Annotated in this window: 21 protein-coding genes; 14 read left to right on the top strand and 7 right to left on the bottom strand. The window is 50.2% G+C overall.

Features of this window, described 5'->3' with window-relative positions; translation table 11 throughout:
• Positions 1–102: 102 nt before the first annotated feature.
• Complete coding sequence (locus tag G8768_RS15275; protein ID WP_166845188.1) at positions 103–789, top strand: SIMPL domain-containing protein; 687 nt, start codon at positions 103–105, stop codon at positions 787–789.
• Positions 790–821: 32 nt separating this feature from the next.
• On the opposite strand, the gene G8768_RS15270 is transcribed toward G8768_RS15275, so the two are convergent.
• From G8768_RS15270 to G8768_RS15260, 3 genes are all read right to left on the bottom strand, one after another.
• Positions 822–1,442, bottom strand: coding sequence for a class I SAM-dependent methyltransferase (locus tag G8768_RS15270; protein WP_166845190.1), 621 nt, complete (start codon positions 1,440–1,442; stop codon positions 822–824).
• Between the two features lie 119 nt (positions 1,443–1,561).
• Positions 1,562–2,836 (bottom strand): DUF3383 domain-containing protein, encoded by a 1,275-nt coding sequence (locus tag G8768_RS15265; protein ID WP_166845192.1) that lies wholly within the window; start codon positions 2,834–2,836, stop codon positions 1,562–1,564.
• Positions 2,837–2,852: 16 nt separating this feature from the next.
• Positions 2,853–3,425, bottom strand: coding sequence for a MiaE family protein (locus tag G8768_RS15260; protein WP_166845193.1), 573 nt, complete (start codon positions 3,423–3,425; stop codon positions 2,853–2,855).
• Between the two features lie 228 nt (positions 3,426–3,653).
• On the opposite strand from G8768_RS15260, the gene fabV reads away from it, so the two are divergent.
• The 10 genes from fabV (at position 3,654) to G8768_RS15210 (ending at position 14,122) form a co-directional block, all read left to right on the top strand.
• Positions 3,654–4,841, top strand: a complete 1,188-nt coding sequence (gene fabV, locus G8768_RS15255; protein WP_166845195.1) for an enoyl-ACP reductase FabV — start codon at positions 3,654–3,656, stop codon at positions 4,839–4,841.
• A gap of 110 nt (positions 4,842–4,951) precedes the next feature.
• Complete coding sequence (locus G8768_RS15250; protein ID WP_243749506.1) at positions 4,952–5,839, top strand: MBL fold metallo-hydrolase; 888 nt, start codon at positions 4,952–4,954, stop codon at positions 5,837–5,839.
• Positions 5,840–5,890: 51 nt separating this feature from the next.
• Positions 5,891–6,937: an NADP(H)-dependent aldo-keto reductase gene (locus tag G8768_RS15245; protein WP_166845197.1), complete on the top strand. Its 1,047-nt coding sequence runs from the start codon at positions 5,891–5,893 to the stop codon at positions 6,935–6,937.
• Between the two features lie 261 nt (positions 6,938–7,198).
• Positions 7,199–8,068 carry a 4-hydroxy-tetrahydrodipicolinate synthase gene (gene dapA, locus G8768_RS15240; RefSeq protein ID WP_166845198.1) on the top strand — a complete coding sequence of 290 codons (870 nt, stop codon included), beginning with the start codon at positions 7,199–7,201 and terminating at the stop codon, positions 8,066–8,068.
• 123 nt (positions 8,069–8,191) lie between these two features.
• Positions 8,192–9,415: an outer membrane protein assembly factor BamC gene (gene bamC, locus G8768_RS15235; RefSeq protein ID WP_166845200.1), complete on the top strand. Its 1,224-nt coding sequence runs from the start codon at positions 8,192–8,194 to the stop codon at positions 9,413–9,415.
• Positions 9,416–9,428: 13 nt separating this feature from the next.
• On the top strand, positions 9,429–10,238 hold the full coding sequence (locus G8768_RS15230) for an MBL fold metallo-hydrolase (RefSeq protein ID WP_166845203.1): 810 nt from the start codon (positions 9,429–9,431) through the stop codon (positions 10,236–10,238).
• 109 nt (positions 10,239–10,347) lie between these two features.
• Positions 10,348–12,933: an intermembrane phospholipid transport protein YdbH family protein gene (locus tag G8768_RS15225; protein WP_166845205.1), complete on the top strand. Its 2,586-nt coding sequence runs from the start codon at positions 10,348–10,350 to the stop codon at positions 12,931–12,933.
• Between the two features lie 98 nt (positions 12,934–13,031).
• Entirely contained in the window at positions 13,032–13,217 is a 186-nt protein-coding gene (locus G8768_RS15220) for a YnbE family lipoprotein (RefSeq protein ID WP_166845207.1), read from the top strand.
• A gap of 10 nt (positions 13,218–13,227) precedes the next feature.
• Positions 13,228–13,551, top strand: coding sequence for a YdbL family probable chaperone protein (locus G8768_RS15215; RefSeq protein WP_166845210.1), 324 nt, complete (start codon positions 13,228–13,230; stop codon positions 13,549–13,551).
• 295 nt (positions 13,552–13,846) lie between these two features.
• Positions 13,847–14,122 (top strand): PilZ domain-containing protein, encoded by a 276-nt coding sequence (locus tag G8768_RS15210; protein ID WP_166845212.1) that lies wholly within the window; start codon positions 13,847–13,849, stop codon positions 14,120–14,122.
• A gap of 8 nt (positions 14,123–14,130) precedes the next feature.
• Here G8768_RS15210 and G8768_RS15205 read toward each other — a convergent pair whose 3' ends face one another.
• Positions 14,131–14,577 carry a hypothetical protein gene (locus tag G8768_RS15205; protein WP_166845214.1) on the bottom strand — a complete coding sequence of 149 codons (447 nt, stop codon included), beginning with the start codon at positions 14,575–14,577 and terminating at the stop codon, positions 14,131–14,133.
• Positions 14,578–14,738: 161 nt separating this feature from the next.
• Between G8768_RS15205 and G8768_RS15200 the strand changes: the two genes are divergently transcribed.
• Entirely contained in the window at positions 14,739–16,004 is a 1,266-nt protein-coding gene (locus G8768_RS15200; protein WP_166845216.1) for an HDOD domain-containing protein, read from the top strand.
• Between the two features lie 46 nt (positions 16,005–16,050).
• Here the strand turns inward: G8768_RS15200 and G8768_RS15195 are convergent, their stop codons facing one another.
• Positions 16,051–17,445, bottom strand: coding sequence for a substrate-binding domain-containing protein (locus G8768_RS15195; RefSeq protein WP_166845218.1), 1,395 nt, complete (start codon positions 17,443–17,445; stop codon positions 16,051–16,053).
• Between the two features lie 188 nt (positions 17,446–17,633).
• Here G8768_RS15195 and G8768_RS15190 point away from each other — a divergent pair, with 188 nt between their 5' ends.
• Positions 17,634–18,563, top strand: a complete 930-nt coding sequence (locus G8768_RS15190) for a class I SAM-dependent methyltransferase (protein WP_166845220.1) — start codon at positions 17,634–17,636, stop codon at positions 18,561–18,563.
• 33 nt (positions 18,564–18,596) lie between these two features.
• Here the strand turns inward: G8768_RS15190 and G8768_RS15185 are convergent, their stop codons facing one another.
• Entirely contained in the window at positions 18,597–18,893 is a 297-nt protein-coding gene (locus tag G8768_RS15185) for a hypothetical protein (protein WP_166845222.1), read from the bottom strand.
• A gap of 261 nt (positions 18,894–19,154) precedes the next feature.
• On the opposite strand from G8768_RS15185, the gene G8768_RS15180 reads away from it, so the two are divergent.
• A complete protein-coding gene (locus tag G8768_RS15180) occupies positions 19,155–19,733 on the top strand; it encodes a hemerythrin domain-containing protein (RefSeq protein ID WP_166845224.1) in 579 nt (192 codons plus the stop codon).
• Here G8768_RS15180 and moaE read toward each other — a convergent pair.
• Positions 19,730–20,206: a molybdopterin synthase catalytic subunit MoaE gene (moaE, locus tag G8768_RS15175; protein ID WP_166845226.1), complete on the bottom strand. Its 477-nt coding sequence runs from the start codon at positions 20,204–20,206 to the stop codon at positions 19,730–19,732. The genes G8768_RS15180 and moaE overlap by 4 nt on opposite strands.

Here is a 20,206-nt window from a genome sequence, read left to right as displayed (position 1 = left end):
TTATGGGTCCGTTTTTACGCTTTTCTGAGGATTGGGGAATTCAGTCGCCATTAAGTGGTCTGACAGGATTATGGGATTTATTAATTTTGGAAGGAGTGTTCAATGAGAGTTTTATTGAGCTTGTTATGTGTATGTTTGGCATCGGCCGTATCGGCCGAAGAGCTGAATTACAATGTGGTTAATATCAACGCCAGTGCAAAAACGGAATTGGCCAATGATCTGATGGAGGTGACTCTGAGCAGTTTTCATCAGGATGATAAGTCTGAACGTGCCGCCAGTCAGGTGAATCGTGATATGTCCTGGGCCATCGATCTGTTGAAACGCAGCTCGGCGGTGAAATACAAAACCAGTGGTTACAATACTTACCCGAATTACAGCCGAAATAATCGCATTACCTCCTGGACCGCTAGCCAGCGTGTGGTCATTGAAAGTGCAGACTTTGATGCGTTGGGTGATTTGCTGAGCAAGTTGCAGGAGCGTTTGAAAATGGAATCCATGCGCTTCACTACCAAAGATGAAACCCGCGACAATGTTCAGGATGAGTTAACCGTAAAGGCACTCGACGCGTTTAAGCACAAAGCCAAGCTGGTTCAAAACGCTATGGATGCCAAAAGCTACCGTATTGTAAAGATGTCGATTGATCAACAGGGTCATCACAATCCACCCGTGGCGTACGCACGCGCTGAAATGAAATCGATGGCCATGTCTGATGTTGCGCCCGTCGCAATGGAAGCTGGTGAATCAACCATCAGTACCCACGTTCGGGGTTCCATTCAGCTGGTCTACTGATTCTTGTTCGAACGGGAAAAGGGAGGTGCGCGCTAACGGATAACGGCGCGCCCCCAATAATTGAAACCCAGAACCTTGGGTGTGGATGGCAAGTAGGCGCTGTCCAGCTGTTTAATTTGAAAGCCACTGTCGCTGATCATTTCAACAATCGGGCGATTCATATTGCAACCGCCGGCAAATTTTTTCCATGTGGGATTATAGCGATCCTGTCGCGCCCGAACTTTATGGTCAGGTGCGCGGCCGTGTTCGGCAAACAGTAAGTCGCCACCGGGCTTTAACACTCGACGCATTTGTTCCAGGGCTTGCTGCCAGCCGGGAATCGTACACAGGGTAAACGTCAAAACAATAGAGTCTGCGCTATTGTCTTCCAGAGGAATTTCTTCTCCAGGCAGATCCAGCCATTCAACATTGAGGGGAGAGTGGGCAAGGTTTTTCTGCGCCTTTTCACGCATGCCTTCCGAGGGTTCCAATCCCCAGATCATCTCCACATTATCTGCATTGTAATAGGGCAGGTTGAGCCCGGAGCCCATGCCAATTTCCAGCACTCGGCCGTGTGCCTGGGGTACCACTTTACGACGCTGATAGCGTACAGGTTTGGTATTGCAGGCCAGGTCCAGAAGGTGGGGGAGTAAGTACCGATCGTAAATGCTCATGCTACCGCCTTTATTATTTGTTTTAGGTATCGGGCTGTGTTTGATCTATCGTCGAATCAAGGCGGTAAACGCCTTTTACTAATATAGCATAGCTGGCGAAGACTACAGTGACATGACGTTTACCTTTCGGTGACGCTTTTTTGCCATTGCTGCAATTGTTGTATGCCCTGCGCCATTGGAATTGAAGGGTAATAGTGGTCACGCAAATAATGAACGAATTTCAGCGTTCGGAAGCCATCAAACCAGGTGTGGAATTCTCGGCTAAACTGTTCAGGCTTGCTGTTCTGCAGCTCCAGATGTCGCCTGAATTTTTGTACGCCCAGTGCATTCAGTGCAGACCGAATGGTTTCCTCGCCTTGCTGATTAATGATGAAATCAGCACTGTTTTCCATCAGTGTTTTTAGATCGGCAAAACATTGGGGGTGATAAGACGGGTAGTTTTTTTCATCGAGTTGTTTTTCGAGAATATCCGTAACGGCTGGGCCGGTGCCAAAAGGCGCGCGCTGGGACAAACGGGATTCGATAGTAATCAGCTGTGAATCCAAATAACAAACGTGACCGAGTTTGGCGAGTTTATTTAAGAGGTAAAAATCTTCACCTGCAGCGCGACAAGGGAAGCCGCGTACTTCGCAATATGCATCGACTCTAAAGGCTAAACAGGAACCTATGGTATAAAAATTGTAGGGTGAGCCTGCCCAGCTAAGGCCGTTGCGATAATAGTGCAGGCTCTGTTCATAAAGTTCGGTTGCTGCTTGAACATTGAGTTGGGCGTCCTGTAGGACTCTCTCATTTTGCTCAGGGCCATGGGTAAACGCAAAGTGCGCGGCAACAATTTTTTCATTCAGTGATGAATCGCTTACCTGTCCTAAACCTGAAAGTTGGTTGCGATGCGAAGCCGTAGGTTTTTTAAAATAATTTTCTGGCCAGGTGCAGTCCGCATCGCTGCTGTAAATCCAGGGGTTGCTGATAAAGCCTTTATTAATCAGTTTGGCCAATACGTCCGCAGCAATTTTTCGCGCCAGCCCCACGCCTTCTTTGGCCGGTATTTGTAATCCAGAACTGAATCGGTCTATCAATAGCAGTGCGCTGTTATTTTGCCACTGAATCAATTTCAGATGGTCTTGCTGCCAGATTGTTGTGCCGCTGTTTAGTCCTCTTTGCCACAGCGTGGTGTTGGTGTCGCTGGGGGCGGTACCTTCAGCTTGGTTGATGATCAATAACAGTAAGGTATTGGTCTGCCGTTCGCAGAATGACTGGATGCGTTCGATCAGTTGCGGATCTTCATTTTTAGCGGGAATCAGCATGGCCTGCTGAAATTCAGCAGGCCAGTTGGTCAATATTTGAGTTTCGATTTCGGCGTATCGTTCCAGATATTGCCGTACACTTTTTTTCATTGTACGAGAAAGAAACTCAGTGCAGCGCCGAACGAATGGGAAGCCGGGAGACGATCTCTGCTTCAATGTCCAGCAATTCGTCCAGCCTTTGCATTACGGTGTCCTGAGGAAAATACAAACACGCCAAGTCTTCAAACAGAGTGTCATGTTTGGCTTCACTGGCGGCGATGTTGCGATAGAATTTTTTCAGGTTGCCCTCCGGCAGGGCTTCTGCAACCAGGCCGAAACGTTCACAGCCTCGGGCTTCGATAACACTGCCCAGTAATAGGCGATCCAGAAAATAGGCCTCGCTGCCTTTGCGAATCGATTTACGAAACTCATTAACATAAGCGTCTTTGCTGTCAGCCTGCAAGGTCAGGCCGCGTTCGTGCATGATTTTGACGACTTGTTTGAAATGCACCATTTCTTCGATGCTCAGGTCAATCATAGCATTTACCAGCTCGACCCGATCCGGGTAGTGGCTGAGCATGGAGTTGGCCATGCCTGCGGCTTTTTTCTCAGCGGCGGCATGGTCAATTAAAAAGCTGTCCAGATCCTGCATGACCGCGTCGGTCCAGGCGCTGGAAGTGGCAAAGCGCAGTTTGCTCATAAGGCTTGAATATCCTTGGGGCTAAAAGGGGGCATTATAGCCAGTTGCCGGGTAAATTTGCGCTGGCTTGAATGGCCGATCTGCCGAAATGGCTGCTTTATCGACCCTCTGGCTCTATAATGGGCGGCAATTCAGTGGGCTTGTACAGGATTGCGGAGGATGCAATCCGCTTGGTGGCCCTCGAGATTTATCCAATTGTGCATAATCTGTACTGTTAAAGGTGAAATAATGATTATCAAACCCAAAGTTCGCGGCTTTATTTGCACCAATGCTCATCCGAAAGGCTGTGCGGCCCATGTGAATCAGCAGATCGAATACATGAAGGTCCAGGGCCCCATCGACGGTGCGGCAAAAAAGGTTCTCGTGATTGGCTGTTCTACAGGCTACGGTCTGGCTTCTCGTATCGCTGCTACCTTTGGTTCCGGTGCTGACACCTTGGGTGTTTGTTTTGAAAAACCACCGACCGAGCGCAAAACTGCCTCTGCCGGTTATTACAATACCGCAGCTTTTCATCAGGCCGCAAAAGACGCGGGTGTTTACTGCGAGACCATTAATGGCGACGCCTTTTCCAATGAGTGTAAGACGCAAACCATCGACATGATCAAAGCCGACCTCGGTAAAGTGGATCTGGTGGTGTACAGCCTCGCGTCTCCGCGTCGTACTGATCCGACTACCGGTGTGACTCATAATTCCACCCTGAAACCTGTTGGCCAAAGCTACACCGCCAAAAACCTGAATACCGATACGCTGAAAATTTCCGATATTACTCTGGAGCCAGCGAACGAAGAAGAAATCGCTAACACCGTAAAAGTAATGGGCGGTGAAGATTGGGAACTGTGGATGCAAGCGTTGGCGGATGCCGATGTGCTCGCCGATGGCGCAAAAACCGTTGCTTACACTTACCTGGGTGAAAAACTGACCTGGCCAATTTATGGTCATGCCACCATCGGTAAGGCGAAAGAAGATCTGGATCGTGCAGCCAGCGCCATTATTGAACAACACAACGGTTTGTCTGTTCAGGCGAATGTTGCTGTGTTGAAAGCCGTAGTGACCCAGGCAAGTTCAGCCATTCCTATTATGCCTTTGTACATTTCCCTGATGGCGAAAGTGATGAAGGAAGAAGGCAGCCACGAAGATTGCATCGAGCAAGCCTATCGCCTGTTTACCGAGTGTTTGTACAACGAGTCACCACGTCTGGATGATGGCAATCGTTTCCGTGTTGATGACAAGGAGCTGCGCCCCGAGACCCAAGCGAAAATTGAAGCGCTGTGGCCACAGGTGACCGAAGAAAACCTGTTTGAATTGACAGACTTTAAAGGTTACAACGAAAACTTCCTGCGTCTGTTTGGTTTTGGCCTGGACGGCGTTGATTATGAAGAAGATGTCAGCCCGCTTGTGGACGTAGAGCTAAAATAAGCCGCACCACTGTTGACATAAACCACTTAACGGCCGGCCATCCCGGCCGTTTTGCTGTGCGCCAGGATATTTTATGCTTGGTGAAAAGATTATTAGCCTGAGTGATTAACATGGCCCATCTGAAATCCAAACTGCTTGAGATTGATATTGAGCCCGGTGCTGTCAGCGAAGTCAGCCCCTTATTGCGTCGGGTAACCGCGCCCAACCCGAGTGTGATGACCGGCCCGGGAACCAATGCGTATATTGTTGGACGCAAAGAACTGGCGATCATCGACCCAGGCCCCAGTATCAGCAGTCATGTCTCGGCCATGCTGGAGGGCTGTAGTGGCGCTCGCCTGCGCTGGATTATCGTGACACACACTCACCCGGACCATTCCCCGGCGGCCATGTTATTGGCCGAGGCCACCGGTGCAGAACTGGTCGGTGCCATGATTGAGAACGATGGCCATCAGGACACCAGTTTCCAGGCCGATCGACAGTTACAGGATGGCGACGTCTTTGCCAACGATGAGTTCACCTTGCGCGCGGTTCATACGCCGGGTCATGTGGGCAATCATTATTGTTTTTTTCTGGAAGAAGAAAAAACTCTGTTTACCGGCGACCATATTATGCAGGGTACAACGGTTGTGGTTATTCCACCCAGTGGTGATATGGCAGATTATCTGCACTCTCTGGAAAAACTGAAAACCTTGAACGCGGAGTATCTGGCGCCGGCCCACGGCCATGTGATGTTGGATGCCGATTCAGTTATTCAGGGTTTGATTGATCACCGATTGGCGCGTGAAGCGAAAGTGGTCTCCGCTTTTGAAAAGTGCTCTTCTGGAACCTTGGATCAATTACTGCCACTGGTTTACGATGATGTTGATCCAAAAGTTTTGCCCGTTGCCAAAATTGCGCTTTGGTCGCACTTACTAAAATTGGAGACCGATGGGCGCGCTTCAAAACAGGCCGGTGCAACCATTGAACAGGAAATCTGGTCGCTTACAGGCTCAGCCTGATCACAGCCCAGCGATTAATTACAGCTCAGTGCTGTTACGGAGAACATAGCAATGAAGTATCGCAAGCTTGGAAATACTGGCATCGATGTCAGTTTAATTTGTCTCGGCACAATGACTTATGGTGAGCAAAACTCCCAGGAAGAAGCCTTTGAGCAAATGGATTACGCTTTTGAAAAAGGCGTAAACTTTTTTGATGCAGCGGAAATGTATCCGGTACCGCCAAGACCGGAAACCCAGGGCAGCACAGAAACCATCGTGGGCAACTGGCTTAAGGATCGTGGTCTGAGAGACAGCATCACGCTGGCGAGCAAAGTGACTGGCCGTGGTGACAATAACCCTGGCATGGAGCATGTGCGTGGCGGCCCTCGTTTAAGTGCCGAGCATGTTCAGCAGGCCTGTGAAGGTTCTCTTGAACGCTTGCAGACCGATGTGATCGACCTTTATCAAGTGCATTGGCCCGAGCGTCCGGCCAACTTCTTCGGCCAGCTTTGCTATCGTCATCGTGAAAGTAACGATGACATTGCGATTCATGAAACTCTGGAAGCCCTTTCCAAATTGGTCGAGCAGGGCAAGGTTCGGCACATCGGTCTGTCCAATGAAACGCCCTGGGGCATGATGGAATATTTACGTTTGGCGAAAGAATACGATTTGCCGAGCGTGGTCAGTATTCAGAACCCCTACAATTTGTTGAACCGCAGTTTTGAGGTTGGTCTGGCCGAAATGTCGATGCGCGAGAATGTCGGTTTGCTGGCCTATTCCCCGCTGGCCTTTGGTGTGTTGAGTGGCAAATATCTCGGCGGTAAGCGCCCCGACGGCGCACGCCTGACCTTGTACGAACGCTTTTCCCGCTATACCAACCCTCGTGCGACAGAAGCTACTGAAGCCTATGTAGCGCTGGCACAGGAGCTGGGTCTGGACCCGGCCCAGATGGCCCTGGCTTTTGTGAACCAGCAGCCCTTTACCCACAGCAACATCATTGGTGCGACCACAATGGAGCAATTGCGCAGCAATATCGCCAGTGTGGACGTCGAGTTGGATAAAGAGAGCCTGAAAGCACTGGACAAAATCCACGGAGATTTCCCGATTCCCGCGCCTTAACGGGGCCGAGTTTAAAAGATAAATTGTCGGAGAAAGGCGCCTTGTGCGCCTTTTCTTTTACGTTGGCAAATGGCTTTCCCGGCACCCTTGGCAAGCTGGATTCAGGGTTTCGCCCTTCGGGATTTGGCGATTGTCTCCATGCCCCTCAAATTGTGCATAAATTGCACTTACAAATTCCCCTACAAAGCGTCGCAAGTCTTGTGCCAAGGCGGGGGCACCAGTACCATTACCGCTTTGCCATTTCTGTAGCCGGAGTAAAGAATGATTCAAGGTAGTTTGGTTGCCCTCGTCACCCCAATGGATGCCGCTGGCAACTTGGATTGGGACAGCCTCGCCAAACTGGTGGAATGGCATGTCGAGCAGGGTACCAACGCCATCGTGGCGATGGGCACTACGGGTGAATCTGCAACCCTGGCGGTTAAAGAACACATGGCGGTGGTAAAAGCGGTGATTGATCAGGTGGCCGGCCGTATCCCTGTGATTGCAGGAACTGGCGCGAACAGCACCTCAGAAGCCGTTGAACTGACCAGCCAGGCGAAAGAACTTGGCGCCGATGCCTGTTTGTCGGTAACGCCGTATTACAACAAGCCCACCCAGGAAGGTTTGTATCAACATCACCGCCACATTGCAGAGGCCGTGGACATTGACCAGATCCTGTACAATGTTCCAGGTCGCACGGGTGTTGATATGCTGGCGGAAACGGCATTGCGTCTGGCCGAGATTGATAACATCGTCGGGATTAAAGAAGCCACCGGTGACATGGACCGCGCAAAGGCCATCATCGACGCGAAGCCCGAGGGCTTTGCGGTGTATTCCGGTGATGATGAAACCGCTGTAGAACTGATGCTGTTGGGCGGTCATGGTGATATCAGTGTGACGGCGAACGTTGCCCCGAATTTGCTGTCCAAACTCTGCGATTTGGCCATCAACGGCCAGACCGAAGAAGCACGCAAGTTGCAGGAAGAGCTGATGCCCCTGCACAAGGCTATGTTTGTGGAATCCAATCCGATTCCAGTGAAATGGGCGGTGGCCGAAATGGGCTTGATGCAGCACGGTCTGCGTTTGCCGATGACCCACCTGGCGGAACGTTACCACGCTCAGGTGCGTGAAGCGCTCAGTGCTCTAAAGTAAGTTTTTGGGAGTGGCTCCGATGATTGGAGCCTCCGAGCTGAACACTTTCAGCTCAAATGCAGTACAACGTGAATAGAACAATAAGCGCCTTTTAGGCCCCTAATGAAAGATAAGCAGGTAATCATGTATACAAGACCCTTTAAGCCCCTGTTAATGGCGGCGGCTATCGTAGCTATCAACGGCTGTAGTTACATCACCGGGGATGAGGGAATGTTTCGTGATCGGGCGAAGGACTACCAGGAAGCGGTGGAAATTCCGGCCATGAAAATGCCTGAGCAGGTGGATAAAGCCTCGACTCAGGAACTGTATGTGATTCCACCTCTGGCGAAAGTCAACGCCGAAGATAATGAGGAAATTACCGCTCTGGATTTTGCGGTGCCCCGTCCTCTGCCATTGGGTGCGAGTGCTTTCGGTGAGCACGTTAAAATTCAAAAACTGGCTGATCGCCGATGGATTCTGGCTGGCCTGCCGCCCAGCGAAATCTGGCCCAAGGTTCGCCACTTCCTCGGTAGTAATGGTCTGCGAGTGGTATACACCGACGCAATTAACGGTGTGATTGAAACGGGCTGGTTGCAGTTCAAGGAATCCACCGATACCAAAGACCGCTACCGTATTCAGATGGAGCAGGGGGTTCAGCCCGACAGCACCGAAATTCATATTTTACACCTGAGCGTGCCTTCCGAAGTAAAAGGCGACGGTCAAGTGAACTGGCCCAAGCGCTCCATTAACGCCGAGCGTGAAGCCTGGTTGGTGGATGAGCTGGCAGCTAATCTTGCGGCCCAGGGAGACTCCGGCGGTGCCACCTCCCTGTTGGCGCAGACCATTGGCGGCGGCGCCAAAATTGCGATTGTCGATATTGATCGCGAGCCTGTGCTGACTATGGCCCTGGGGCTGACCCGCGCCTGGGCAACTCTGGGACACGCGGTGACTCAGCAAGGCATGGTGCGCTACGACGAGAATGCCAACACCGGTGTGTACTACATCAACTTTGGCCAGACCAAAGCCGATGCTGAAGAAGAAGGCTTCTTCTCACGACTGTTTAGCTTTGGTAGTGATGACGAAGAGGCTGAGTTGCCTGTCACCAAAGAGATTGCAGCCAAGTCACCTTATACCCTGAATGAAATCCTCAGTAATCTGCCACTGCAGGATGCGGATGTTGCGGCACTGTTCCCGAAACTGGAACTGTCTGACGAAGCTCGCAAATTGGAAGAGGTGCCGGGTTATCTGCTGATCATTGCCGGTCAGGATGACGAATTGCAGGTGCATATCCGCGATGCCTATGGACACCGTCTACCGCGCAAACAGGCGAGCGACCTGCTGAAACACATTCGTCGTAACCTTATCTAATGTTGGAGCTGATGTGAGGTTTGCATCTCTCGGCAGTGGAAGCCGTGGCAATGCCACGGTTGTCCAGGCCGGTAATAGCTGTGTTCTGATGGACTGCGGCTTCACCATTAAAGAAACCGAACGACGTTTGTCCCTTCTTGGACTGACTCCCAAAGATCTTGATGCCATCGTTGTGACCCATGAGCACAGTGATCACCTGAAGGGTGTTCCCGCCTTTGCTCGACGCTATGAACTGCCGACCTATATGACCCCGGGGACTTTTCGTGCGAGGGATCTGGGCAAGTTGCCCGATCTTCAGCTGATTGAAAATTACCAGGCTTTCACGGTGGGTGATTTGCATATCGAACCGGTTGCGGTTCCTCACGATGCTCGTGAGCCGGCGCAGTTTATTTTCTGCTACGGTGAAATGCGTCTGGGGGTGTTAACCGATCTGGGGAATGTCAGTGCCCATGTGGAAAAGTGCTATCAAAACTGTGATGCCCTATTGCTGGAGGCCAATCACGATTCCATGATGCTGGCGATGGGGCCGTATCCGATGTCGTTGAAAGATCGTGTTGGTGGCCCCTGGGGGCATCTGAATAATCAGCAGGCATTGCGTTTTGTGCAATCACTGGATCTTGATCGCCTTAAGCAATTGGTGATTGCCCATATCAGTGAAAAAAACAATGCACTCAGCAAAGTGCAGGAAGTTTTTCAGGGTGTCAGCGAACAGCTTGAAGACATTCTGTACGCCAGTCAGGATGAAGGCTTTGATTGGGTGTCCATGTCGGCAGAAACTTCGCCAACTGCTGAGCTGACCGCGGTGCTTGCGCAATCCAAATAAAACTGTTGTCTAATCTAGCTAACGCCTTTGGCACGCTTGAACGACCTTTCTGTATGCGGTAAAACGCAATTCGGGCTTTTCAATAACAGGGATTAAACGAGGAATGCGAATGAGCACAGATTTGCGCCCATACCGCCTCTTGGGAACGTGTCTAAAGGTACTCTGCCTGCTGATGTTTCTGGCTGTTATTGTTTTGTTGGTCGCTCTCTACAGTGTTAACCAACGCAGCGACTGGACGACATCCCTGTTGCAACGCTGGCAGCCTGACCTCCATCAACTTCGTTATGAACCCGTCGCTTTTTCCCAACAAGATGAATTCTGGCTGCTCAGCAACAACAGTTTTTTTGTGAGCTGGCAGGCCTACAAGATTCGCGGTGAACAACTGACGATGCGTTTCCGTCCCTGGTCTTTGTGGCCAGAGGATATCAGTGTAAAAACCCTGGCGATTACCGCTGAAAAACCCTCGGGGGATACCAGCAATGTTGACGAGCCAGAGGACGCTGGCGCTCTGCCAAACATTTATCAGGAGCTGCAAACGCTTCGGGACATTCAGGCCTTTAACCTGGCCGTTCAGAGCATCAGGTTTCAGCAGGGACAGAATGTCTTTGAAGGGAATATGCAATGGCAACATCAACACAGCGATACTCTAAAAATCGCCGGCCGCAGTCAGTTACCTGAATTTTCAGAAACTCCAATCGAGTTTTCAACAGAGTTGAACATTCATTGGCAAGAAGAATACCTTTCTCTCCAGCTCGATTCGGAATTGCAACAGGCGCTGACGGTGAGTGTTGAGGGCAGCAGCGCATCAGCCGATGAAGACTGGAATTTTACATGGCAGGCGGATTGGTCAAACAAAGCGTTGCTGGCGATCATAAAAGAGATGCAGGCTTTGCCATTGGATATTCATCTTGAAGGCGACAATATCAATGCAGATGGCCAATTCAGTGTGAGTGCTGCTCTGGACCTGCTTTCTGTTCAAGCCAATCTTCATTCATTTGCCGATCAGCATATTGAACTGGAATACGGGGGCGAGCGGTTTTCTCTCGCAGCTAATATGCCCGAGCTTGCGCAGCTGGAATGGCGCAATGATCAGCTGCAGGTTCAATTGGGTGAACTGGCGTTTGAGATGGACAAGGCAGGTTGGGGCGAACATCGTTTTCAAATACAGGGCAAGCAGGCCTGTATCGCTGAATCCAGCCCCTGTGTTTTATCGGTTTCAGGTGATTCCCGAGATGTTAATCTATCGGCGTTGAACAACTTTATTTCCTTGCCTGATGCCGAGGCGGTATTGCGTAGTTTGCAATGGCAGGGCGAGTTGAGCCTGGATGTCGCTGGCCGAAAAACCAATTGGTCTGGAGGGTTTCAAGGTCAATTGGATGGCCTGCGTGTCGAAAAAAATGGCCTGGAAACGTTGGCACTTTCACTGCCTGAGGTTCGTGCCGATGTTTCCTTGGCCGACAGTTCACTCAGCATTCAGTTGGCGGCACCCACACTGACCATCGTTGCAAACACTCTGACGCTTGATGATGTTGCTGAAATTAAAACAGTGGATATCAGTCTGGAGAATATTCAGGCCGCGAGCACCAATGAGATTGCGCTTGATTTTCAGTGGCGCCTGAGCGCACAAAAAGTACGTGCCCAGGATACTGCGTTAGGAGGCGCGATGGCCCAGGGGAAAATTTCTCTTGCCGGGGAAGGTTTACAATTTTCCGGCGATGTTTTGAGCGATCTTGCTGAACCTCTGTTGGCCTTCAATGGCTTGCACCGTATGGGCGATAAACAACGGAATGGCAGTCTGGAGTGGCGTTGGAAGCTGGCCCCATTTAGCCCGGATAGCAGTCTGGAAAAACGATTTGGCCGTTGGCCTCTGGATTTTAATGCTCTTGGGGGTGAGATCAACGGCGGTGGAGAGATTTCCTGGCAATTGGGCGAGACGCTCCAGTGGCAGGCCAAAGGCCAACAGGCTTTGCTGAATATTGGCGGTGTATACAATGATATTGGCCTTGTGGATTTATCCGTTGAAAACACTTGGTCGTTCGCTTCCAATGCGGCCTTGAGGGCTGATGGCCAGGTGAGCTTGAGCAGCCTTGATGTTGGCTTGCCGGTTGAAAACATAGCCTTATCCTTCGGTTTTAAAGGCGATGCAGGTTTGACGGTCGAGGGTTTCAAAGCTGAATTGCTCGATGGGAGTGTGCACAGCCCCAGTTTGCAGTTGAGCCAGCGAGAGGGCCTGTGGGAAAGTGAGTTGGCTCTGGTCAATATTCGTGCAATAAAGCTGGAAAGTTTGCTTAAGGCTGCGGATTACGCGGGCCTGGATGCCACCGCCAATTTGAGCGGTGAGCTGCCTGTGGCGATACGCGCCAATAAACTGCACATCGAAGAGGGAAAGCTGGCGGCTACCCAGCCAGGGTACATTCGCTATGCGGGTTTGGCAGACAGTGGAAACCCTTTGATGGAAATGGTGTCTGAAGCACTAAGTAATTATCAATATGAGCATCTGACAGCCGATGTGGAGTATGATGACAGCGGTTATCTGCAAATGGCCGTTGCGCTGAAAGGCCATAACCCGGATTTTCAAAAGGGTCGTCAGGTAAACTTGAATTTGAACATCAGTGATAACGTTCCGAACTTAATGAAGAGTTTACAAGCCGGTCGTATTATTACTGATGTGATCAGCGAAAAGCTGGATCAGTAACTCGCTATAGTAAGATGTACGCGGTGCATAACAAGGAGTCAGCTGGCAGTGAATCGTTATTTACAAGGAAATTATCACCATCTCTATGGGGTCAATGAATGAAAAATATCCTGTTTGTTTTCGTTGTCGCTTTGGGGCTGTCTGCATGTACACCAACGGTACAGGTAGCGGTTCCCGACAAGCCGATTGAAATTAATCTCAATGTGAAAATTGAGCACGAGATCAAGGTCAAGGTCGATAAAGAACTTGATGGAATGTTTGAAGAAGATAGTGGATTGTTCTAAGGGGGATTCCATGAAAAGAATACTGATGGCTTTATTGTTGACAGCCTTTACTGCCCAGGCTTTTGCTATCGATCTGGCCGGTGCTAAATCCAAAGGCCTCATTGGTGAGCGCAGCGATGGGTATCTGGGTTACGTGGTCAAACCGGCTTCTGCCGATGTGCAGGCTCTGGTTAAAAGCGTAAACAACAAACGTCGTGACAAGTTTCGTCAAACCGTTGGTAAAACCGGCGCCACACTGGATCAGGTTGCCAAGCGCTTTGCTCAGCGTGCCTATGAAAAAACTGCGAAGGGTAACTATATCCAGTCCGCCAATGGCCAGTGGGTAAAAAAATAAGACCTTTCTATTTGTCCTCTCCATTTGTCTGTTCAATGTTTGCGCAGACTCTCTACGCCCCCTATATTTAAAGGGGGCTGACAAACACCCCAAAGTAGTGAACAGGTTTATCCACAGAAACTGTGCATAACTGAAGAAAGGCTTTTGTTTTGTATAGCAGCCTTTTTATCTGGTTTCACTGGACAGAAAATCTTATACTTTGTGGAATGCCAAGCAAGGGACGCGCTAAAGCAGCTGTTCGGCCCTTGCGCGTGCAGCGACTAATACAGAATAAGGTGCTAAATCAGGGGATGCTATGACCGGGGATGATCGCCGTCGTTTTGAGCGAAAACCGACTTCCATTCGTGTCGAAATTACTCATCCGGCGTTCGGTACAATTATCGGCTTCGCGCGAGATATTTCTGATGGCGGAGCGTCTGTATTAATTGAAAATCAGCCGTTACCACCTGTTGGTACTGTGGTACAGGTGCGTTTCAAAAAGTTGGTTGGCAGCATTAACAGTGAGCCCACAGACATGCGTGTGATGCACCATCATCGCAATGTTGTCGGGCTCATGTTTGCACCACAATAAGCGAACCCTTAAGGGCACTGCTTAGCTTCAATCTTTATTTCTTTTTGCAGCCGTAAGGCGTTTACCCGAGAGCAATCCAGGCCTGGATTGTTACCCAGTTTGACAAGCTTCAGCTGACTGATCTGTCCCAGCTCACTGGGGTCTTTAATGCTGTTTGAGGATAAATCAATCTGCGCCAGGCTGACAAAAACAGCCAGGCCGGTGAGGTCGCTGATCTTTTCGTGACTGCAGTTAAGATAATCCAGTTGCCCGGCGTGTTGAATGCCTTCATCTTCGAGTCTTTGGCTCACGCAGTTACGCAAATTTTTGTCAGGAATGTCATAGGCTTTGAAGATCTCTGGTTTGGGGCCAATGGCTTGCTCATTGATGCTTAAGCGATAGCCATCACAAGCTGCGATACCGGTACACAGACCCAGAATCAGTGTCGCGCGCATAAATGTTGTTTTAGGTGCCATTGGAAACTCCAGTCCAGTCAATCATGCCCCATCATAGGGGCTCTAATTCGGGAATACCATCAATTGCTGGTCTATATTAAATGCAGGTCTCTTTTTGCGCTTAAGCTATTGTCTTTGGGGCCGCTAAATAAGTGAGAAGTTAGCATCTGAAAAGCAGTTATATGTCCAACGAAATTGAAATATCCGAGTTGCGGCTGTTCGAGCCATTTAACTCAATGAGTGAAGATCAACTGGCGATTGTGAGTAACCACAGTCAACGCCGGGTTCTGCGCTCGGGTGAAGTCCTGTTCCATGCCGGTGATCGCGATGAGCTGGACTACTTTTTGTTGAGTGGCAGCTTACGCCTGGTTTCAGCGGATCAAAAAATTCGGGTCTTTGATAAGGAAGACCCTATGGCTTACCGGCAGGTATCCAAGCTGCGTCCTCGTCAATACACGGTGTCGGCCATCGAGCCTGTTGAAATGCTGGTGGTTAAGTCCTTTGACTATGAACGCCCCCGAGCCACTGCCGACACACCGGATTACCTTTGTGCCAGCGTATTGGATTACGGCGTTGATGAAGTGGATGAAAGTGATGAGCAGGAAACTGATTTACTGGAGAAAGTCCAACAAGCCCTCGACAGTGACGAACTGAAACTGCCCAGCTTGCCGCAGGTTGCAATTCGCATTGGAGAATTGGTGGAATCGGATCTGGCCAGCGCTGATTCAGTCGCGGATTTGATCAACACAGACCCGGCCATAGCGGCGAAGTTACTGCGCATTGCGAACAGTTCCTTATACGGCTCTCTAGGGCGTTGTGAAACAATTCGCGACGCGATTGTGCGTCTGGGTCTCGGCGCGACAAGGCAACTCGTGATGGGTTTTGCGCTGAGGGATTTGTTCAACAGTGAGAACAAACTGTTGCGCTCCAAATTGCGTGAAAGCTGGATAGAAAGCCTTGAAGTGGCAGCGCTTGCCATTGTGATTCGCGAGATGTTGGTTGCGCCATCCTATTCCTCGGAAGAGGCTTTGTTGGCGGGTTTGCTGCATGATATTGGTGTGGTTGGCTTACTGGGATTGTTTCTAACCCACAGTGATTTACTCGAAGAACACGATGATATTAATCCGGTGCTCAAGCGCTTTAAAGCGGATGTGGGTGCAGAAATTTTACGCAAATGGCAAATTGCCGATCAATATATTGACGTCGCACGTGACGCTGAAAACTGGCAGCGTGAGCAGGACGGCTCGGCGGATTTATGTGATCTGATTCAGGTGGCGAAGCTACACCGTTATTTGAACAATCGGGTTCCCTTGCCGATGGCTCGTTTGACTGATGTGCCGGCCGTGCAACATTTGCCTCTTCAGGAAGCCTATTCCCCGGAAACTTCCCTTGCGATATTGCAGCAAGCAAAACAAAAAATTCTTGAGATCAAAGGCCTGTTTGATTAGGCCTTTGTCCATATAATTTCCTCGTTCCCCTCGCATTGTGCATCGTTTAGCGTTGCGCCAGGCTCAACTCGATGCTGTCTGTTCCCTCGGGAATCAACCAGACTTCAACGCGGCGGTTTTTAATGCGTTTTGAGCCGCTGTTGGTGGCGACGGGTTTATACGCCCCGAAGCCTGCAACCGGCAGGGTACTGATGCCTTCGTGACGCAGCGCGGACTTGACCGCAGACGCTCGCAGCTTGGACAAAATATGCGAACGGCTCTGGCTTTGCTTTTCATCACCGAAACCGATCAAGAGCAAACGCATATTGCGATTTTCTTCGAGCTGTAAAAATTGGCTCAGTCGAACAATGTCCTGGCGAGCTTTGTTATCCAGAGAGGCGCTGCTGGGTTTGAAGCGGAAGTTCAAGCTCAGTCGCTTGCCATTGCGTGTCATTTCCAGATATTCGTTCGGGCCTTCACGATTTTCCTGGCTTTGTACCGCAACAGGGTTTTGGGAGATAAAGCCAACTTGTTCCACCACTTCCTGCCCTGAGCGACCGTGAACAAACGCCAGAAAATCCTTAACCGGTTCTCGATTGCTGGAGGGCGCTGTATACAGATGCAGGCGGCGGGCCAGGGGGTAATCTTCGGTCGCGACGGTCATGTGCAAAGGTTGCAGGGCTGTCGTGTTATCGTCCGAGACAGACAGGGGTTTTGCTTGCCGTACCGAGGCCAGGCCGACAAAGCCAATGCCTTTGGGGTCACTACTCACGGTATCGGACAGCAGATCGTTGGATTCAAAGCGCTTGGCGGATTCCGAAAGCGGGATCTTTTTCCCGAGTACCAGGTTTTTAAAGGTATCCCAGGTGCCTGAATTATTGTCGCGCGCGTAAATATTAATCGGGCCGCTGTATTGAGTGCTGAGCTGGCTCCAGTCATTGATTTCGCCGGAGAACACCTTGGCGATTTGTTGAACACTCAGTTTTTCGACGGGGTTATCCGGATTCACCAATACGGCGATACCGTCGATGGCGATAACATGTTCGGCTTTCAGGTCCAGCATGTCGCCCAGCTCGATCAGCTTTTTGACTTCTTTCCCTTTAATTGGACGCGAGGACATGGCAATGTCGGCGCTGTCACTGTGCAGGGCTCGAAAGCCTGTGCTGGAACCGTGTGCGGCGATATCGATAAAAACCTCCTGGCCATCGAGTTCTCCAGCGATTTTATATTCATTTTCAACCCGACTCGGTAGAATACGTACGTTTTCTACGCCATTGTGTTCCAAATAGAGCTTTGCCAGATTGGGCCCTAAGGCGGCACCGATGGTGTTGGAGCCTTTCATAGTGAACAGGGGTTGCCCCGTGCCGATGGCTGCCCACTGATCATTCGCCAAGAGCGTCGGGCTGAAACTGCACGAAACAATAAAGCAAAAACTGAAAAACAGTGCGCGTAAAGCATTCATAGTGTGTATCTACATCTGGAAGTGTATGGAGGCTTTCAGTGAAATAGTCCATGCTAAAGCATTGGTGCATTCCACTTTAAACTCATTACTTTTTGTGGCAGCTGCTAACTTAAGCATCAAAAATGACAGTTTTATGAAAGTTAGATGAACGAATGCTGCAGTTTGGAAGATTGGACAAATTACGAACTATGTCACAGGAAAATTTGCACAAGCTTTGTGCATCACCCCAAAAAAACCTTCAAGGGATCATGGTATTTGATTCAGGTCTCGTAGAAAAAGCGACAGCTTTTTCGCGGGAATTTGATATTCCTTTGTTGGAGCGTTGTGATCTTTTTCGTGAAAAAAATAAAACCCGAATGCAGTTTTTTAAGCAGCGGCTCAGTGAGGATCCTGAGCGAGGCTTTGCGTTTTTGCTCGAAAGCGAGGGCCTGCAGCTTTTGGATTTGAGCAATGGCGTTAGCATTCTCGTGGATTTTTGTCATGGCAAGGCCAATCACCGTCGAATTTACGGCGGCGGTACCGGGCAAATGATTGCTAAAGCTGTGGGTCTGAAAGGTGCGTTGCGCCCAAGAGTTTTGGATGCCACTGCTGGTCTGGGACAGGACAGCTTTGTGCTGGCAAGCTTGGGGTGTGAGGTGACGATGCTGGAGCGTTCTGAAATCGTGCAAGGTTTACTGCGCGATGGTCTGTTTCGAGCCCATCAGGGAGGTGAATCGAATCCTGAGCTTGCTGAAGTCATTGCGCGTATGCGTTTATTGACGTGCGACGCACGAGAATTCTTACTCCGTTCACTAACCTCTGATGAGGGCTCGCCCGACGAAGTGTTCGGCCCACATGAAGTGCTCCGCCCCCATGTGGTGTATTTGGACCCTATGTTTCCGGTGCGCAAAAAGTCAGCTCAGGTCAAAAAGGAAATGCAGAGTTTTCATCACATTGTCGGCAGCGATTTGGATGCCGATGAGTTACTCGCACCCGCACGGGAGCTGGCTTTGGCCAGAGTTGTTGTAAAACGCCCGAAAGTTGCCCCCTTTTTGGCGGACTGTGAGCCGGATCACCAGATAATGGGTAAAAGCAGCCGCTATGATCTGTATATTAATCGCGCTCTGGAGAAGTGTTAGAGGCCGTTCTCAGGCAGTGCCAACAGGTCATGCTCAGTGGTAGATAAAGTGCAGGATGCGTCCTATCAGGAGGCGGATCTGGGCCAGCATGGCAATCATGAAGCCGCTGAGTACAATCATCAGGCTGATCAGGATACCGACTTCCCGTCCCAGCGATGCTTCCAGTAGCTGATAGCAGCCGTAGATCGACACCATTCCCAAGAAGAACAAACCACTACCCAGGCGGAACTGCTTGAAAATCTGTCGCTGAGAAGCCGTATAGTGCTGATACAGGGCTGCTTTGAGTGCAAACCAGTAGTTCTTGAGCTGCTTCAGGTTTTCGTCGTTCATTGGCGTAGCCTTGATCTTCGGCTGGCAGAGCGTTGATACACATCAACGCCTGTTTGCACATTTAGTAATAATCTGGCTTTCATCGAGTCGGTCAGGGATGGCGGTCTGGCTTTACAGGGAGCTGAAACAAGCCCGTGGACGTGCTGATAAAGGCCCCCAGTCTCCTTCATCCCGCCCCTGATGCTTTCGGCGATAGTCAAAGCCTGTTGTATATAGCATCGGTCACCGACGGAAAAACTTGAACAGCCTGGAGGATTAGCCATGCATCCCGTTTATCGGCAGTTGTGTTCGGACCATCGACATATTCAACGGCTTCTGCGTTGTATGCGTACCATTGTGAATCCTCTGGGTGACGAAGGTATCAGCCCTGAGCGGTTGGATCTCCTGCTCGACATCGTTGAGTACATCAAGACCTATCCAGAGTATTGGCATCATCCGATTGAGGACCAGGTGTTTTCTCTCTTATTGTTGAAGAGAGTGCCTGAAAGTGATCTGCTGAGGGAAATCATCTGCGATCATGGCCGCATGGAAAAGCAGACTCTGGAGTTGGAGCAGATTCTTCGAAGCATTGCCCAAGGCTGTGTGGTTCCAATGAAAAACCTGCGCACTCAAGCTGAGTTGTACATCCATAATCAAGCGGACCACGTCGAGAAAGAAAACAAATGGGTGTACCCGCTAATGGAACAACATCTGAATAACAGCGACTGGGATTGGATTGCTGAAAAGCTTCCCGCGATTGATGACCCTCTATTCGGACAGCAGAGGCGGGAAGACTATGAAACGCTTTATGGCAATATCGTAGCGGGTGAAGAAGATCTGTTACGCATCGGTAGCCATTAACTATCGTCGTTTGCCATCCATTGCCGGGCTTTATCCTGATCACTATCACGTGCGTCCAGCCAGCGTTCTCCTTGTGAGCTGCGTTCTTTTTTCCAAAACGGCGCCTGGGTTTTCAAGGCGTCGATCAGAAATTCACAGGCTTTGAATGCATCACCCCGGTGGGCAGAAGCTACCGCAACCCATACGATTTTGTCGCTGGCGCCTAAGGCACCGACGCGGTGAATTATTTTTGCCCGATTGATTACCCAGCGTTTGTCCGCTTCTTCCAGGAGTTTTTGTAACACGGATTCGGTCATGCCGGGGTAGTGTTCAAGCTCCAGTTCACTCACATCCTCACCCAGATTGAAATCCCTTACCTGTCCGAGAAAGGTAACCACTGCTCCGCTTTCGCTGTTGTTGTTTCGCAGGTAGCGGTACTCTTCTTCAATGTCGAAGTCTTGAGCTTGAACACTGAGTTGCAATCTTCCGGTCAT

The organism is Pseudoteredinibacter isoporae, from assembly GCF_011602085.1.
In the GTDB taxonomy this organism is placed as follows: Bacteria; Pseudomonadota; Gammaproteobacteria; order Pseudomonadales; family Cellvibrionaceae; genus Pseudoteredinibacter; species Pseudoteredinibacter isoporae.
The sequence above is the reverse complement of the archived record's forward strand: the minus strand, read 5'-3'. Positions and strand labels throughout refer to the sequence as shown.